This is a genomic window from Pseudomonas sp. Sample_22 (assembly GCF_004307635.1).
Lineage (GTDB): Bacteria > Pseudomonadota > Gammaproteobacteria > Pseudomonadales > Pseudomonadaceae > Aquipseudomonas.
In genome coordinates, this window is sequence record NZ_RCNY01000096.1 from 20039 (window position 1) to 36616 (window position 16578).

Annotated in this window: 18 protein-coding genes; 3 read left to right on the top strand and 15 right to left on the bottom strand. The window is 58.3% G+C overall.

Annotated features, from left to right (window positions below; genetic code table 11):
- Positions 1-15 precede the first annotated feature (15 nt).
- The 5 genes from recX to D8U73_RS28595 form a co-directional block, all read right to left on the bottom strand.
- The gene (gene recX, locus D8U73_RS28575) at positions 16-483 is read right to left on the bottom strand and encodes a recombination regulator RecX (protein ID WP_130906364.1); all 468 of its coding nucleotides are present in this window, start codon (positions 481-483) and stop codon (positions 16-18) included.
- A gap of 8 nt (positions 484-491) precedes the next feature.
- Positions 492-1550 (bottom strand): recombinase RecA, encoded by a 1059-nt coding sequence (recA, locus tag D8U73_RS28580; protein WP_056856170.1) that lies wholly within the window; start codon positions 1548-1550, stop codon positions 492-494.
- A gap of 83 nt (positions 1551-1633) precedes the next feature.
- Positions 1634-2134: a CinA family protein gene (locus D8U73_RS28585; protein WP_130906365.1), complete on the bottom strand. Its 501-nt coding sequence runs from the start codon at positions 2132-2134 to the stop codon at positions 1634-1636.
- A gap of 116 nt (positions 2135-2250) precedes the next feature.
- Positions 2251-2592: a phage holin family protein gene (locus D8U73_RS28590; protein ID WP_056856171.1), complete on the bottom strand. Its 342-nt coding sequence runs from the start codon at positions 2590-2592 to the stop codon at positions 2251-2253.
- A gap of 159 nt (positions 2593-2751) precedes the next feature.
- A complete protein-coding gene (locus D8U73_RS28595) occupies positions 2752-3486 on the bottom strand; it encodes an XRE family transcriptional regulator (RefSeq protein WP_056856311.1) in 735 nt (244 codons plus the stop codon).
- Between the two features lie 210 nt (positions 3487-3696).
- Between D8U73_RS28595 and mutS the strand changes: the two genes are divergently transcribed.
- Complete coding sequence (gene mutS, locus D8U73_RS28600) at positions 3697-6276, top strand: DNA mismatch repair protein MutS (protein ID WP_130906366.1); 2580 nt, start codon at positions 3697-3699, stop codon at positions 6274-6276.
- A 141-nt stretch (positions 6277-6417) separates the two neighbouring features.
- Entirely contained in the window at positions 6418-6741 is a 324-nt protein-coding gene (gene fdxA, locus D8U73_RS28605; protein WP_056856222.1) for a ferredoxin FdxA, read from the top strand.
- Positions 6742-7223: 482 nt separating this feature from the next.
- Here the strand turns inward: fdxA and rpoS are convergent, their stop codons facing one another.
- From rpoS to D8U73_RS28645, 8 genes are all read right to left on the bottom strand, one after another.
- Positions 7224-8231: an RNA polymerase sigma factor RpoS gene (rpoS, locus tag D8U73_RS28610; protein ID WP_056856224.1), complete on the bottom strand. Its 1008-nt coding sequence runs from the start codon at positions 8229-8231 to the stop codon at positions 7224-7226.
- Positions 8232-8335: 104 nt separating this feature from the next.
- Positions 8336-9193 (bottom strand): peptidoglycan DD-metalloendopeptidase family protein, encoded by an 858-nt coding sequence (locus D8U73_RS28615; protein WP_056856225.1) that lies wholly within the window; start codon positions 9191-9193, stop codon positions 8336-8338.
- A 211-nt stretch (positions 9194-9404) separates the two neighbouring features.
- Entirely contained in the window at positions 9405-10040 is a 636-nt protein-coding gene (locus tag D8U73_RS28620) for a protein-L-isoaspartate(D-aspartate) O-methyltransferase (RefSeq protein ID WP_177336601.1), read from the bottom strand.
- 41 nt (positions 10041-10081) lie between these two features.
- Positions 10082-10831: a 5'/3'-nucleotidase SurE gene (gene surE, locus D8U73_RS28625; protein ID WP_056856227.1), complete on the bottom strand. Its 750-nt coding sequence runs from the start codon at positions 10829-10831 to the stop codon at positions 10082-10084.
- A complete protein-coding gene (gene truD, locus D8U73_RS28630; protein WP_056856228.1) occupies positions 10819-11877 on the bottom strand; it encodes a tRNA pseudouridine(13) synthase TruD in 1059 nt (352 codons plus the stop codon). The genes surE and truD overlap by 13 nt, the downstream gene beginning before the upstream one ends.
- On the bottom strand, positions 11874-12347 hold the full coding sequence (ispF, locus tag D8U73_RS28635; protein WP_130906367.1) for a 2-C-methyl-D-erythritol 2,4-cyclodiphosphate synthase: 474 nt from the start codon (positions 12345-12347) through the stop codon (positions 11874-11876). The genes truD and ispF overlap by 4 nt, the downstream gene beginning before the upstream one ends.
- Before the next feature lie 41 nt (positions 12348-12388).
- The gene (gene fghA / locus D8U73_RS28640) at positions 12389-13237 is read right to left on the bottom strand and encodes an S-formylglutathione hydrolase (protein ID WP_130906368.1); all 849 of its coding nucleotides are present in this window, start codon (positions 13235-13237) and stop codon (positions 12389-12391) included.
- Positions 13238-13245: 8 nt separating this feature from the next.
- The gene (locus D8U73_RS28645) at positions 13246-14358 is read right to left on the bottom strand and encodes an S-(hydroxymethyl)glutathione dehydrogenase/class III alcohol dehydrogenase (RefSeq protein WP_056856230.1); all 1113 of its coding nucleotides are present in this window, start codon (positions 14356-14358) and stop codon (positions 13246-13248) included.
- A 107-nt stretch (positions 14359-14465) separates the two neighbouring features.
- Here D8U73_RS28645 and D8U73_RS28650 point away from each other — a divergent pair, with 107 nt between their 5' ends.
- Positions 14466-15362 carry a LysR substrate-binding domain-containing protein gene (locus D8U73_RS28650; RefSeq protein WP_130906369.1) on the top strand — a complete coding sequence of 299 codons (897 nt, stop codon included), beginning with the start codon at positions 14466-14468 and terminating at the stop codon, positions 15360-15362.
- A 169-nt stretch (positions 15363-15531) separates the two neighbouring features.
- Here D8U73_RS28650 and ispD read toward each other — a convergent pair whose 3' ends face one another.
- Both ispD and ftsB read right to left on the bottom strand, forming a co-directional pair.
- Positions 15532-16239 carry a 2-C-methyl-D-erythritol 4-phosphate cytidylyltransferase gene (ispD, locus tag D8U73_RS28655; RefSeq protein WP_130906370.1) on the bottom strand — a complete coding sequence of 236 codons (708 nt, stop codon included), beginning with the start codon at positions 16237-16239 and terminating at the stop codon, positions 15532-15534.
- A complete protein-coding gene (ftsB, locus tag D8U73_RS28660; RefSeq protein ID WP_056856233.1) occupies positions 16236-16514 on the bottom strand; it encodes a cell division protein FtsB in 279 nt (92 codons plus the stop codon). The genes ispD and ftsB overlap by 4 nt, the downstream gene beginning before the upstream one ends.
- Between the last annotated feature and the right edge of the window lie 64 nt (positions 16515-16578).

The window sequence follows — 16578 nt, forward strand, 5'->3', positions numbered from 1 at the left end:
AGCGAGCCGTTTCAGTTAATCGTCCATCCCTCGGCCGCTGAACAAGCGGCTGATCATCTCCATGGAGAATCCCCTGTACGCCAGGAACCTGCCCTGCTTGGCTCGTTCCCGCGCGTCGATCGGTAACTGCCCGGAGAACTTGCGCCGCCAGGTGTCTGCCAGTTGCTCCTGCCAATCGATGCCACTTTCGCGCAAGGCCAGTTCGATATCGCTGCGTTGCAGACCACGCTGGCTCAATTCTTCACGAATCCGTAAAGGGCCATATCCGGAACGGGCTCGGTAGGAAACAAAACTCTCGAGGTAACGGGATTCGGATAACAAACCCTCTTCCGTCAGCCGGTCGAGCGCTGTATCGATCATTTCAGGGAGGGCGCCGCGCTGGCGCAGTTTACGCGCCAGCTCAACCCGACCGTGCTCGCGTCGTGCGAGCAGGTCCATTGCGGTTCGCCGCACCGCGACGAGTGTATCGAGTACGGCGGTCATCGGATCAATCAGATATCAGCGTCAGCCAGATCGTCTTCGGTCTCTTTGACCGCAGAAGCCTTGGCGTCCGCTACCGACGCCGGGGACAGCAACTTGTCACGCAGTTGCTTCTCGAGCGTTGCGGCGACGTCCGGGTTATCCGCCAGGTATTTGGCCGAGTTGGCTTTGCCCTGACCGATCTTGGTGCCGTTATAGGCATACCAGGCACCGGACTTCTCGACGAAACCGTGCAGCACGCCGAGGTCGATCATCTCACCGTTGAGGTAGATACCCTTGCCGTAAAGAATCTGGAACTCGGCCTGACGGAACGGCGAAGCTACTTTGTTCTTCACAACCTTGACGCGGGTTTCACTACCGACGACTTCATCACCTTCTTTCACCGCACCCGTGCGACGGATGTCCAGACGTACCGATGCGTAGAACTTCAGTGCGTTACCACCGGTGGTGGTTTCCGGGCTGCCGAACATCACGCCGATTTTCATACGGATCTGGTTGATGAAGATCACCAGGCAGTTGGCGTTCTTGATGTTGCCGGTGATTTTACGCAGCGCCTGGGACATCAGACGGGCTTGCAGGCCCACGTGCATGTCACCCATTTCGCCTTCGATTTCAGCCTTCGGCACCAGTGCCGCCACGGAGTCAACGATGATCACGTCAACCGCGTTGGAGCGCACCAGCATGTCGGTGATTTCCAGGGCTTGCTCACCGGTGTCTGGTTGGGAAACCAGCAGATCATCGACGTTGACGCCCAGCTTGCCGGCGTACTCAGGGTCGAGGGCGTGTTCGGCGTCGACGAATGCGCAGGTCGCGCCGGCTTTTTGAGCCTGGGCGATCACGGACAAGGTCAGCGTGGTTTTACCGGAAGATTCAGGACCGTAGATTTCAACAATACGGCCTTTTGGCAGACCGCCGATGCCGAGAGCGATGTCCAGACCCAGAGAGCCAGTAGAGATGGCCGGGATCGCCTGACGGTCCTGATCGCCCATACGCATTACGGCACCCTTGCCGAATTGACGTTCGATCTGACCCAGGGCCGCAGCCAAGGCTTTCTTCTTGTTGTCGTCCATTAAAGTCCTCACGTAATCAATAAGGCCTGACGGCCAACACCTGTATAAGTAGCCAGTATTATTCCACAGCGATTCCGGATCGCCTACCCCTGATTTGAGATTTCTGCCTTGGTGTAGCGCAGCAGCCCCTCTAGTGCGGCCTTTACCGTTTGTCGGCGGACCTCGTCACGGTCACCGGCAAAGTGCTGCACTTCACTGAATACCCGTTCGCCAACGCCCCAGGCCAACCATACCGTGCCCACCGGCTTGCTTTTCGAACCACCATCAGGCCCGGCAATGCCGCTGACCGCCACGGAAAAAAACGCACGGCTTTTTTCCTGCGCACCTTTGGCCATCGCCTCGACCACCTCGCGACTGACCGCCCCCACCGAAGTGAACAACTCCACCGGGACGTTCAATTGCAGGTTCTTCTGCAGATTGGAGTAGGTGACATAACCGGCCTCGAACCATGCCGAACTGCCGGGAATCCGGGTGATCGCCTCGGCGATCCCGCCACCGGTACATGACTCGGCGGTGGACACATGGGCATTTAGAAGCTGCAACTGCCTGCCAAGGTCATCGGCCAGTTGGGTGATTGCTTTCACGGTCATCTCCTGATCGGGCGGAATGAGACTAACCGTACACCAGCGCATCGCACTTGCAAGTTATCGGGACGATCAATGTGTAAGGGATGAATGCCGGTGCCTGGTTTAGCTGCTAATCAGTCCTCAGCTTCATCGGGCAGGACATCGCGCACGCCCAGCCTTTTGGCCACCCAGCGTTCATAAAGCCCCAAAACCACGTCCGTCCCGGCCATCGCTGTCAGGCACCCTCCTGCGCATACGGCCCAAATCGAAACATTGGCAGCGTGCAGCAGCATGATCGCCGAAGCACCGCAGACCACGCTGGAGCCAGACCGCATGATCAGACGCCGGAGAAGAGGTCTGCCAGTAACCCCTTCTTTATCAGCGCGCCACATTTCGCCGACGATTCCGCCAACCAGAGGCAGGGTGATGAATAGCCAGAGAGGCATGTCCAACAACGCATAATGCTCCGTGGTCATTTCACGCCTCCTTGGATGACAGCCCACCAAATGAGCAAGAAGAATATGCATTTATGCATAGAAAGTCAATGCATCAATGCATGAATCGCGATCACCCCCATGCATTCGACAGACAAAAAAACCGCTCAAATGAGCGGTTTTATCGGACTGTCAAACGGACTAACGGGCGTACATACCCCACCAGAAAACATGACCCAGAATGACAATCTGCTCTTCCTGCATTTCCTGGAAGGTGTAGTCCTCGTCCGGGTGTTCATCGCGATTGAAGCTACGCAGGCGAATCCCGGTGGGCAGGCGATAAAGCTGTTTTACCCGTAGCTGGCCGTTATGGTTGATTGCATAAAGGTCGCCATCGATGATGTCGCCAATTCCGCATTTGCCGGCATTGACCCCGACCGTGGCACCGTCACGCAGCACTGGCAGCATGCTGTTGCCACGCACGGTCACGCATTTGGCCTGGTCGAACTGCACACCGTTATGGCGCAAGCTGCGTTTGCCAAAGCGCAGGCTGGAGCGCTCGCTTTCTTCGATGACGAATCTTCCTGATCCCGCAGCCAATTCAACCTCGCGAAGAAACGGCACCGACACCTCGTCATCATCGACGGGGGTATCGTCGTCCCACAGGCTTATATCCTTGAGTTCCGAATGCAGTACATCGCGTCCACCAGCGGCAAGCGGCGCGACTTCGACGCGGCCACGCAATTGGTCAGTACTGACGGCGAAGTACTCGGCGATCTTCGAAATGTGTTTATCCGACGGGTCAACGATCTTGCCGCTGAGAATCCGCGAAAGTGTGGATTGAGGCACGCCGGTACGCCGGTGAAGCTCCGTGGGGGAGATCCCGTGCTGATCGAGCAGCGCTCTTAATACGGTAGAAACATTGCGTTTTTGCATAACGCGCATAGTGCTTGTTCTTTTCGCGAGAGGCAAATGCAGAATTGCATTGAAGACGCATAAATAGCGCGTAAACCAACAGAAACAGACCACGTGGCGTTCGTGCCTGCGTCCGGCAGACCGCCCATGTTAATCTTGCGCCCATTGCGGAAAAGCCGGGCCAATGCCCCACTTTTGCCCCACACCTTTCGACGAGTTTTCCGATCCCCAATGAATAAAGCACTCTCCGACCTGTCCTCCCACACGCCGATGATGCAGCAGTACTGGCGCCTGAAAAACCAGCACCCGGACCAGTTGATGTTCTACCGCATGGGTGACTTCTACGAGATCTTCTATGAAGACGCGAAGAAGGCCGCCAAGTTGCTGGACATCACCCTGACCGCTCGCGGCCAGTCGGCCGGGCAGGCGATTCCGATGTGCGGGATTCCTTACCATGCCGCCGAAGGTTATCTGGCGAAACTGGTGAAGCTTGGCGAGTCGGTGGTGATCTGCGAGCAGGTCGGAGACCCGGCCACCAGCAAGGGACCGGTAGAGCGTCAGGTGGTGCGGATCATTACGCCGGGGACGGTGAGCGATGAAGCGCTGCTGGACGAGCGTCGTGACAACCTGATCGCAGCCGTGCTGGGCGATGAGCGCCTGTTCGGCCTGGCGGTGCTGGATATCACCAGCGGCAATTTCAGCGTGCTGGAAATCAAGGGCTGGGAAAATCTGTTGGCGGAACTGGAGCGGGTCAATCCGGTGGAGCTGTTGATTCCGGACGACTGGCCAAAAGACCTGCCGGCGGAAAAACGCCGTGGGGTTCGTCGTCGTGCGCCGTGGGATTTCGAACGCGACTCGGCGCTGAAAAGTCTTTGCCAGCAGTTTTCCACCCAGGACCTCAAAGGTTTCGGCTGCGAAAACCTGACCCTGGCCATTGGTGCCGCCGGTTGTCTGTTGGCCTATGCCAAAGAAACCCAGCGCACCGCCCTGCCCCACTTGCGCAGCCTGCGCCACGAGCGTCTGGACGATACCGTGGTGCTGGACGGTGCAAGTCGGCGCAACCTGGAGTTGGACACCAACCTGGCGGGCGGTCGCGACAATACGCTGCAATCGGTGGTCGATCGTTGCCAGACCGCCATGGGCAGCCGCCTGCTGACTCGCTGGCTGAACCGCCCGCTACGGGACTTGACGGTTTTGCTGGCACGCCAGACCTCGATCACCTGCCTGCTCGACGGTTACCGATTCGAAAAGCTGCAACCGCAGCTCAAGGAAATCGGCGACATCGAGCGGATTCTCGCGCGAATCGGCTTGCGCAACGCGCGCCCGCGAGACCTTGCGCGCCTGCGCGATGCCCTCGGTGCACTGCCGGCGCTGCAAGTGGCAATGACCGAACTTGAAGCCCCGCACCTGCAGCAACTGGCGACGATCACCAGCACCTACCCGGAACTGGCCGCGCTGCTGGACAAAGCCATTATCGATAACCCGCCTGCGGTGATCCGAGATGGCGGCGTGCTGAAGACCGGTTACGACAGTGAACTCGACGAGCTGCAATCGCTCAGTGAAAACGCCGGACAATTCCTGATCGACCTCGAAGCACGCGAAAAGGCCCGCACCGGCCTGTCGCACCTCAAGGTCGGCTACAACCGCATTCACGGTTACTTCATCGAGTTGCCGAGCAAGCAGGCTGAATCGGCACCGGCCGATTACATCCGTCGTCAGACCCTCAAGGGTGCCGAGCGCTTTATCACGCCGGAACTCAAGGCTTTCGAAGACAAGGCACTGTCGGCCAAGAGCCGTGCCCTGGCTCGTGAAAAAATGCTCTACGAAGCCTTGCTTGAAGACCTGATCTCGCAATTGCCACCCTTGCAAGACACCGCCGGCGCCCTGGCCGAGCTGGACGTTTTGAGCAACCTGGCCGAGCGTGCCTTGAACCTCGACCTGAACTGCCCGCGGTTCGTCAGCGAGCCGTGCATGCGCATCACCCAGGGTCGTCATCCGGTGGTCGAGCAGGTTCTGACCACACCGTTCGTGGCCAACGATCTGAGCCTCGACGACAACACGCGCATGCTGGTGATCACCGGTCCGAACATGGGCGGTAAATCCACTTACATGCGCCAGACGGCGTTGATCGTACTGCTGGCGCATATCGGCAGCTTCGTGCCGGCGGCCAGTTGCGAACTGTCGCTGGTCGACCGCATCTTCACCCGGATCGGTTCCAGCGATGACCTGGCCGGTGGCCGCTCGACCTTCATGGTCGAAATGAGCGAGACCGCCAACATCCTGCATAACGCCACCGAGCGCAGCCTGGTGCTGATGGACGAAGTCGGACGCGGCACCAGTACTTTCGACGGTTTGTCCCTGGCCTGGGCCGCCGCCGAGCGTCTCGCGCATTTGCGTGCCTATACGTTGTTCGCCACCCACTACTTCGAGCTGACCGTCCTGCCGGAAGCGCAACCGCTGGTGGCCAACGTGCACCTCAATGCCACCGAGCACAACGAACGCATCGTCTTCCTGCACCACGTGCTGCCGGGGCCTGCGAGCCAGAGCTACGGTCTGGCCGTGGCACAGTTGGCTGGTGTGCCCAGCGAAGTGATCGTCCGCGCCCGCGAGCATCTGAGCCGACTGGAAGACACCGCCCTGCCCCATGAAGCGCCGAAACCTGTCAAAGGCAAACCGGCCGCGCCGCAGCAGAGCGACATGTTCGCCAGCCTGCCGCACCCGGTGCTGGATGAGCTGGCCAAACTCGATCTGGACGACATGACGCCACGTCGTGCACTCGAAATGCTCTATACACTAAAGACACGGATCTAACGCATAGCCTTGCAAGCTGTTAGAATCTCGCGCGGTTTGGGATGCTGCACGCTATAGCCTGGCCTGCAGACTATCGCTCCCAAACCTTGCGACCCCCACGTGAAGGGGCGCAGCAAGCCGCGCCTGAGGAGAAAATTAGAAATGACCTTCGTCGTCACCGACAACTGCATCAAGTGCAAGTACACCGACTGCGTAGAAGTCTGTCCGGTGGACTGCTTTTACGAAGGCCCGAATTTCCTGGTGATTCACCCGGATGAGTGCATCGACTGCGCACTGTGCGAACCTGAATGCCCTGCCGTGGCCATCTTCTCCGAAGATGAAGTGCCTGCCGGTATGGAAAACTTCATTGCGCTGAACATGGAATTGGCCGAAGTCTGGCCAAATATCACCGAACGCAAAGATCCGCTGCCGGATTCGGCTGACTGGGATGGCAAGCCGGGCAAGCTCGAACACCTAGAACGCTGATTACCCCCGCGTTCCCAAAAAAGGCCCCACAAGGGCCTTTTTGCTTTTCTGCAGGCAAAAAAAGGGGCGGTTTGACCCGCCCATTTTTTTCCTTATTCCCTGTGTTCCCTTTCATCGTCCTGATGAATCGCGTCCTGCGATGTCCATTCCCCTCGTCCTTGAAGGGCGTGTCTGTCCGTCGACACAACCCCGATACTAGAGCGTTCCTCGCCAAGAGCAATGGCCCTTCTGCGCTGAAATTCCCTGTCATATTCCGTCAACTTAAAAATAATCCATTTATTATCAACACGATAACCAGGCATGAGGACAATCATGGCTGTCTGGCGCGGTGTAAAAAAACTGAACACTTACGCAAGAGTAAGCAAAGACTTACATCACCAGACGACAAACCTGCGGTATTACTCTTCTCACTGAAATTCGAATATCCAGATAACAAAAAGCCCCGAACATTCGGGGCTTTTGGTTATCTGCACGGGAAGCGCTTATTGGAACAGCGACTCACTGGAAAGGCCGTTTTTCTCCAGGATTTCCCGCAGACGCTTCAGGCCTTCAACCTGAATCTGTCTGACCCGTTCCCGGGTCAGGCCGATTTCAAGGCCTACGTCTTCAAGGGTGCTGCTCTCGTGGCCACGCAGACCGAAGCGGCGTACCACCACTTCACGCTGCTTGTCGGTGAGCTCGGAGAGCCATTGATCGATGCTCTGGGACAGGTCGTCATCCTGCAACAGTTCACATGGATCGGTTGGACGATCATCGGTGAGAGTGTCCAGCAGGGTTTTATCCGAATCCGGCCCCAGCGAGACGTCGACCGAAGAAACCCGCTCGTTGAGACCCAGCATGCGCTTGACCTCCGCTACCGGTTTTTCCAGCAGGTTGGCGATTTCTTCGGGTGAGGGTTCATGGTCAAGTTTTTGCGTCAGTTCCCGTGCAGCCCGCAGGTACACATTGAGCTCTTTGACCACATGGATCGGCAACCGGATGGTCCGGGTCTGATTCATGATCGCGCGTTCGATGGTTTGACGAATCCACCAGGTCGCATAGGTCGAAAAGCGGAAGCCGCGTTCAGGGTCGAACTTCTCCACCGCCCGGATCAGGCCGAGGTTGCCCTCTTCGATCAGGTCCAGCAGCGACAACCCACGATTGACATAACGCCGGGCGATTTTCACCACCAGCCGCAAGTTACTTTCAATCATGCGTTTGCGCCCGGCCGGATCGCCACTTTGCGACAAGCGCGCAAAATGAACTTCCTCTTCGGGGGACAACAGGGGGGAAAAACCGATTTCATTGAGGTACAGCTGCGTGGCATCAAGTGCACGCGTGTAGTCAATGTACTTGTGTTGTTTCAACGATGCGGAGTGTTTGGATTTGGCACGAACGGAAGGTGGAGCCGCCCCTTCATCATTCGACATCGAATCCGTCCCGATGCCGGTCTCCATCAGGAGAACCTCATCGTCGATGTCAAACTCCGGCACTTCTTTACTGAGAGCCATTGTTATAGTCCTTTGGTGAGTTCGACCTCAAGCTCAAGCGGCGCCTTTATCCTTGGCAACGCTGGAGCCTGTCCCCTCTACGCGACGGAACAGGCTGGTAGCGATCAACGGCGTGGCAGGAATTGCAGCGGATCTACAGGTTTACCCTGGCGGCGAATCTCAAAATGCAGTTTCACCCGGTCTGTACCCGTGGACCCCATTTCGGCAATTGTCTGTCCGACCTTGACCTGCTGCCCCTCCCGAACCAACAGCCTGCGGTTATGTCCGTAGGCACTGACGTAGGTTTCACTGTGTTTGATGATGACTAATTCGCCGTAGCCCCTTAAGCCACTCCCGGCGTATACCACCGTCCCATCAGACGCAGCTAAAACAGGCTGTCCCAAATCCCCGGCGATATCAATTCCTTTATTCAAACTACCGTTTGAAGAGAATTTTCCAATCAAAATGCCATTGGATGGCCATCCCCAGCCGGTCGGGGCTGGCCCGGCTGGAGGCAATGGAGCAGGTGTCGGCTTGTTGGCGACGGACGGTACAACCGTGGTCGTGGTCGGGGTGGAACCGTCAACCGGACGCCGAATGACCGTGGTTTTACTCGAGGACGACGGCGATGAACTGGTCGAACTCACTACCGCCGTCGGCGTTGAACCGGTACGACCGTCAAAGCGAATCGTCTGACCCGGGCGAATGGTGTAAGGCGCAGGAATGTTGTTGCGTGCCGCCAGAGCCTTGTAGTCCCACCCGTAGCGGAAGGCGATCGAGAACAGGGTGTCTTTTGGTCGAACCACGTACTGACCGGTTGTCACAGCCGGGCGCTGGGGCGCGGCATTGTTGCGATCGACAACGCGGACATCACTGGATTTGGTGCTGGAACACCCCGCCAGCAAGGTGCTCAAAACAAGGCCAGTCACCAGGCGCTGAAAGCTCGTTGTACCCATACGCTGCGCAATGACTGTGAGACTCACCCGCCGCTCCCTTTGTGGTGGCTGAAAATGTGATTTGCCGTGATCCGGCATGCTGTGTCGCCAGTATAACGGGCCGTGCAGGCTTTACCCTTATTGAAGCGATTTGGGCTTGCGCACACGTTTGCTGCTCGACAAAACAACCCGTTTAACCATTCGACGCCGCTGTAAGACAGAGGCAATCGAAGAGAATTCAGCGCATCGAAACAAATGCTCAGGCCAGTGGCCCATTGAGCAAGGGAACGAAGCGTACATTCCCCAGAACGCGCCTGGAAAAGCCCTGTTCTTCCCTGATGATCAGCAGTAATTGTTGAACCTCTCCAGAGCCGACCGGAATCACCAGACGCCCCCCGGGTGCCAGTTGGTCGAGCAAGGCCTGAGGGACATCGGTGGCCACCGCCGTCACGATGATGCCGTTGTATGGCGCCAACGCTGGCCAGCCCTCCCAGCCATCGCCCCAGCGAAACACCACGTTGCGCAGGTTCAACTCGACCAGGCGTTCCTTGGCCCGGTCCTGCAGCACCTTGATGCGCTCGACGGAAAACACCCGCTCCACCAGTTGCGACAGTACCGCTGTCTGGTAGCCGGAACCGGTGCCGATTTCCATGACCTTGTCCAAAGGTCCGGCTTCGAGCAGCAACTCGCTCATGCGAGCCACCATGTAAGGCTGGGAGATGGTCTGGTTATGGCCAATCGGCAGCGCCGTGTCCTCATAGGCCCGGTGCGCCAGTGCCTCGTCGACGAACAGGTGACGTGGCGTACGACGGATGACTTCCAGCACCTTGGCGTTGGAAACACCTTCTTCATAAAGTCGCTGGATAAGCCGCTCGCGGGTCCGTTGCGAGGTCATGCCTATGCCGCGATGCAGCATATCGTCTTGTCCGCGAGTCATCAGCGCAGCCCCTCCAGCCAGCCATCGAGACTTCTGAAGGCATCATTGAAGGTGCGATCCAGTTGCAGTGGCGTGATGGACACGTAGCCTTGCATTACCGCGTGGAAATCGGTGCCCGGACCGCCGTCTTCGGCATCTCCGGCAGCGGCGATCCAGTAACCGGACTTGCCGCGCGGGTCGACGACTTTCATCGGCGCAGCGGCGCGGGCGCGATGCCCGAGGCGGGTCAGCTGGATGCCGCGGATGTGCTCCAGTGGCAAGTTGGGAATGTTCACATTCAGTACCGTGCGCGGTGGAAGGTCGAGATCGACGTGGGCCTCGACCAGCTTGCGCGCAAAATACGCCGCCGTGGGAAGGTTATCGACCTGTCGAGAGACCAACGAAAAGGCAAACGCAGGACGCTCCAGGAAACGCCCTTCCAACGCTGCCGCCACCGTGCCGGAATACAACACATCGTCACCCAGGTTGGCGCCCAGGTTGATTCCGGAAACCACCATATCCGCTTCACGGTCCAGCAAGCCGTTGAGGCCCAGGTGCACGCAATCGGTCGGAGTGCCGTTGATGCTGATAAAACCGTTGGCCAGCGTCTGCGGGTGCAAAGGCCGGTCGAGCGTCAGCGAACTGCTGGCGCCGCTTTTGTCCTGGTCCGGGGCGATAACCACGCATTCGGTGTAATCCGCCAGCGCAGCATAAAGCGCGGCGAGACCGGGTGCGGTTACCCCATCGTCGTTAGAAATCAGAATACGCATGGGCTGTCCGTCTGCCCCACCGGCACCAGATCAACAAGCTCGCGCACCAATACAGTGGCGAAGCATCCGGCCGGCAGGACGAATTCCAGTTGCAGAATGTCAGGCTCGGGATAATGCCACGTCAACCCACCAATGGGCAGCCGCAGGATGCGACGTTCGTGGCTCATACCGGCGTTAATCAACCAATCGCGAAGATCTGCCTCGCGCGCAGCGATTGCCTGCTCCAGTTCATGGACAACGCCCGTGGCCGGCGAGTCACCTTCGCCCCACTGCGGCCCTGTCGGATGCAAGTCAAGAATCGCCAGGCGCGGGTCGCTGCACTCGGCAACACCTGCCGGAAAAAAACTGCGGCTATCGGTGAACGCCAGCAAGTCACCGACCTGTGCACGCTGCCAGGTGCCGTCGGCGACACGCGCGGCCAAGACCTGGTTGAACAGAAAACTGCGGGCCGTGGACAGCAGACGCGAACGCACGTTGCGTTGTTCCGGCAAGGCCTTGCGTGCGGCCCAGGCACGGGCGTCAACCACGTTACCGCCGTCATGCCCGAAGCGCTGCGCACCGAAATAATTGGGGATGCCCTGCCGGGTGATCAGTTGCAGGCGCTGTTCGATGGCAGCCTTGTCACCGGCGAACTGGGTAAGCCGCAGCGTGAAACCGTTGGCCGAGTGCGCACCGCGTTGCAGCTTGCGCTTGTGCCGGCTGGTCTTGAGAATTTTCAGCGTGTCGTTTTCTGCGGCCGACAGATCCGGATCGGCCTTGCCCGGCAGTTGCACGCTGAACCACTGACGCGTCAGCGCCTGGCGATCCTTGAGCCCGGCATAACTGACCGTGCGCAAAGGTACACCTGCTGCCTTGGCAATCCGTCGTGCCGCCTCTTCAGTATTCAGACCGCGCTTTTCCACCCAGATCCACAGGTGTTCGCCGTCGCCACTCAAGGGAATATCAAGGACTTCGTCGACCTGGAAATCTTCAGCGATGGCTTTCAGTACCGCGGTGCCCAGGGGCTCACCGTAGGCGCGCGGGCCAAGCAATTGCAGTTCGTTCATGCGCGCAGCAACAAAGCAACGGAATGCACGGCGATGCCTTCTTCGCGACCGACAAAGCCGAGCTTTTCGGTGGTGGTAGCTTTTACGTTCACTTGATCCGACTCAACTTGAAGATCCGCGGCAATCAGCGCACGCATCGATTCGATATGCGGAGCCATTTTCGGCGCCTGGGCGACGATGGTGTTATCGACGTTGCCAACCTTCCAGCCTTTGGCGTGGATCAGTGCGACGACATGACGCAATAGCGCACGGCTGTCGGCACCCTTGAATTGCGGGTCGGTGTCCGGGAAATGCTTGCCGATATCACCCAGCGCAGCAGCGCCGAGCAAGGCATCGCTCAAGGCGTGCAGCAGGACGTCACCGTCGGAATGAGCGAGCAGCCCGAAGCTGTGTGCGATGCGCACGCCGCCCAGAGTAATGAAATCGCCTTCAGCGAAACGGTGCACATCATAGCCGTGGCCAATACGCATAAAAAAACGCCCCGATTTTTGTCAGGGCGTGATTCTACCTGCTATTGACCTGCTAGAGCATGCGCGTGATGCCGCAAGTGATCATCGATAAAGCTGGCGATGAAGAAATAGCTGTGGTCGTAACCGGGCTGCAGGCGCAATGTCAGTGGATGACCGGCGAGTTTGGCTGCCTGTTGCAAGGCTTGCGGCTTGAGCTGAGTGGCGAGGAAATCGTCGCGATCACCTTGGTCCACCAGCAGCGGCAGCTTCTCGTCAGCCTCGGCAATCAAGGCACTGGCATCCCATTCGCGCCATTTCGAACGGTCCTCTCCCAGATAACGGGAAAAGGCCTTCTGCCCCCACGGGCAGTCCATCGGATTGTTGATCGGCGAAAACGCCGACACTGACAGATATCGCCCCGGATTGCGCAAGGCACATACCAGCGCACCGTGACCGCCCATGGAGTGACCGCTGATGCCGCGCTTTTCGGATGCGGGGAAATGCGCCTCAACCAAAGCGGGCAATTCCTGCACAACATAGTCATGCATCCGATAGTGCCGCGACCACGGTTCCTGCGTGGCATTCAGATAAAACCCGGCACCGAGACCAAAATCCCACGCGCCATCAGGATCCCCCGGCACATCGGGACCGCGAGGACTGGTGTCCGGCGCAACGATGATCAACCCCAGTTCGGCGGCCATGCGCAGGGCGCCGGCCTTTTGCATGAAGTTCTCGTCAGTGCAGGTCAGGCCGGACAGCCAGTACAGCACCGGCAGCTTGCCACCCTGCTCCGCTTGCGGCGGCAGGTACACGGCAAACACCATGTCACAGCCGAGCACTTCGGAGCGGTGGCGATAGCGCTTGTGCCAGCCGCCAAAACTTTTCTGGCAGGAGATATTTTCAAGGCTCATGGCAGACCTCAGAAATGGATGACAGAGCGGATGCTTTTTCCTTCATGCATCAGGTCGAAAGCCTTGTTGATATCTTCCAGGCCCATGGTGTGGGTGATGAAAGTATCCAGCGGGATCTCGCCGGTCTCAGCCATTTCCACGTAGCTTGGCAACTCGGTACGGCCACGTACGCCACCGAACGCCGAACCGCGCCAGACGCGGCCGGTGACCAATTGGAACGGACGGGTGGCGATTTCCTGACCGGCACCGGCCACACCGATGATCACCGACTCGCCCCAACCCTTGTGGCAGCATTCAAGCGCAGCACGCATCAGTTGCACATTGCCGATGCACTCGAACGAGAAGTCGACGCCGCCATCGGTCATGTCGACGATGACTTCCTGGATCGGACGGTCGAAGTCTTTCGGGTTTACACAATCGGTTGCACCCAGCTGTTTGGCGATCTCGAATTTGGCCGGGTTGATGTCGATGGCAATGATCCGACCAGCCTTGGCTTTCACCGCACCGATGATGGCAGAAAGACCGATGCCGCCAAGGCCGAAAATGGCCACGGTATCACCGGGTTTCACCTTGGCAGTGTTGAGCACCGCACCAATACCGGTGGTGACACCGCAGCCCAGCAGGCAAACTTTCTCCAGCGGCGCTTCCTTGGCAATTTTGGCGACGGAGATTTCCGGCAGCACGGTGTACTCGGAAAACGTCGAGGTGCCCATGTAGTGGAAAATCGTTTCGCCCTTGTAGGAAAAACGCGAAGTGCCGTCAGGCATCAGGCCTTTGCCCTGGGTTGCGCGAATCGCCTGACACAGGTTGGTCTTGCCCGACAGGCAGAATTTGCACTGGCGGCATTCCGGGGTGTACAGCGGAATGACATGGTCGCCGACCGCCACGGAAGTCACACCTTCGCCGATCGCTTCGACAATCGCCCCGCCTTCGTGACCCAGAATCGACGGAAAGATGCCTTCCGGATCAGCGCCCGACAACGTGTAGGCGTCGGTATGGCAGACACCCGAGGCCACCACGCGCAGCAAGACTTCACCGGCTTTGGGCATGGCGACATCGACCTCAACGATCTCCAGAGGTTTCTTGGCCTCGAAGGCAACGGCAGCGCGCGACTTGATCATGGTGATGCTCCAGTGAATAAAAACGAGACAAGGAGTGTAATACAGCGCCTTACGGTGAATAATCAGAACAAATGCAAAACATTATTGCCATGCAGGGATAATCTTTGATGTCCGACAACCGCTGGGAAGGCATCGACGAATTCGTCGCCGTCGCTGAATGCAGCCAGTTCACCGCTGCCGCCGAGAGATTGGGCGTTTCTTCCTCACACATCAGTCGACAGATCGTACGCCTTGAAGAGCGCGTGCAAACCCGACTGCTTTACCGCAGTACACGGCGGGTGACACTGACCGAAGCCGGACAGACTTTTCTGCAACATTGCCAACGCCTGCAGGATGGACGCGAAGAAGCGTTGCGCGCGGTCAGCGATCTGACCAGCGAACCCAAAGGCATGTTGCGCATGACCTGCGCGGTGGCTTACGGCGAACGCTTTATCGTGCCGCTGGTTACCCGTTTCATGGGGCTTTATCCGCAACTGCGGATTGACATCGAATTGAGCAATCGCCAACTCGATTTGGTGCATGAAGGCCTCGACCTGGCGATCCGCCTCGGACGCTTGCAGGACTCAAGACTGGTCGCCACCCGCCTCGCACCACGGCGAATGTTTCTCTGCGCCGCACCGTCCTACCTTGAACGGTACGGCCGCCCACACAGCTTGTCGGAACTGAGCCGTCACAACTGCCTCATCGGCAGCTCTGACCTGTGGCAGCTGGAACAGAACGGGCGGGAATATTCGCAACGGGTGCAGGGAAACTGGCGCTGCAACAGTGGGCAAGCGGTATTGGATGCTGCGCTACAAGGCGTCGGGTTGTGTCAGTTGCCGGATTACTACGTGCTGGAGCATCTGAAAAGCGGTGCGTTGATTTCTCTGCTAGAGGCGCATCAACCGCCAAACACAGCAGTGTGGGCGCTTTATCCACAGCAGCGGCATCTGTCGCCGAAAGTGCGCAAGTTGGTGGATTATTTGAAGGAAGGGTTGGCTGAAAGGCCGGAGTACCGAAGCTAGACGCTCAACTGCGTGCCAGCAAGAGATCGGGGGCCTGGACTACCGCAATCGCGAGCAGGCTCACTCCTACAGTGGACGGGGAAGACACACAAATCTTGTGTAAACCAATGAACCTTGTAGGAGTGAGACCGGCTTGCCGGCGATTGGGGCAATACTGAATTCAAGTCAATCAGTGACGATTGGCCCAGCGCTGTCTCAACCATTCAAGATCTTCGGGACGTGTGACCTTGAGATTGTCGGAACGCCCTTCGACAAGGCGTGGCGATGAACCAGCCCACTCCATAGCCGACGCTTCATCAGTGATCGCAGCATCCGCCACCAGACTGTCTGCCAACGCCCGATGCAACGCACCAAGTCGAAACATCTGCGGCGTGTACGCTTGCCAGATCACGCTGCGGTCCACGGTTTCGACGACACGTCCGTGTTTATCGACCCGTTTGAGCGTGTCCCGCGCTGGAACCGCCAGCAACCCGCCTACCGGATCGTCAGCCAGTTCTGCCAGCAATTTGTCGAGATCGTCACGGCTGAGATTCGGTCGCGCCGCATCGTGAACCAACACCCAATCTTCGTCATCGGCACCTTGTGCATGCAGATGCAGCAGGGCATTGAGTACCGAACCGGAACGCTCGGCGCCGCCCTCGACCCGCGTTATACGCGCATCGCCAGCACAAGCCAGGTTAGGCCAATAAGGATCATCGACAGCAAGACTGACCACCAGGCCTTTGAGGCATGGATGATCGAGGAAACAGCCGAGGCTGTGTTCGAGAATTGTGCGCCCGCCCAGTTGCAAGTATTGCTTGGGACGGTCCGCGGCCATACGGGCACCGATGCCCGCGGCAGGAATCACGGCCCAGAAGGCCGGTAACGTCGGGTTCATTGGGCCAACTGGTAAAGGGTTTCACCGTCCTTGACCATGCCCAACTCGTGACGAGCCCGCTCTTCAACGGTCTCCATGCCTTTTTTCAATTCGCTGACTTCAGCGTCCATCACCCGATTGCGCTCAAGCAACACCTGATTCTCAGCTTGCTGATCCGCGATCTGCTGCTTCAGCTCGGCCACTTGCGCCAGACTGCCATTACCCACCCACAGGCGGTACTGCAGGCCAGCCAGCAACAGGAGCAAGACGAGGAACAACCAATTGGGACTGCGCATCGAATATCAGGTATCCAGTGAAAAAAGACAGCCACACCACAACATGAAGCTACTGATAGCACGA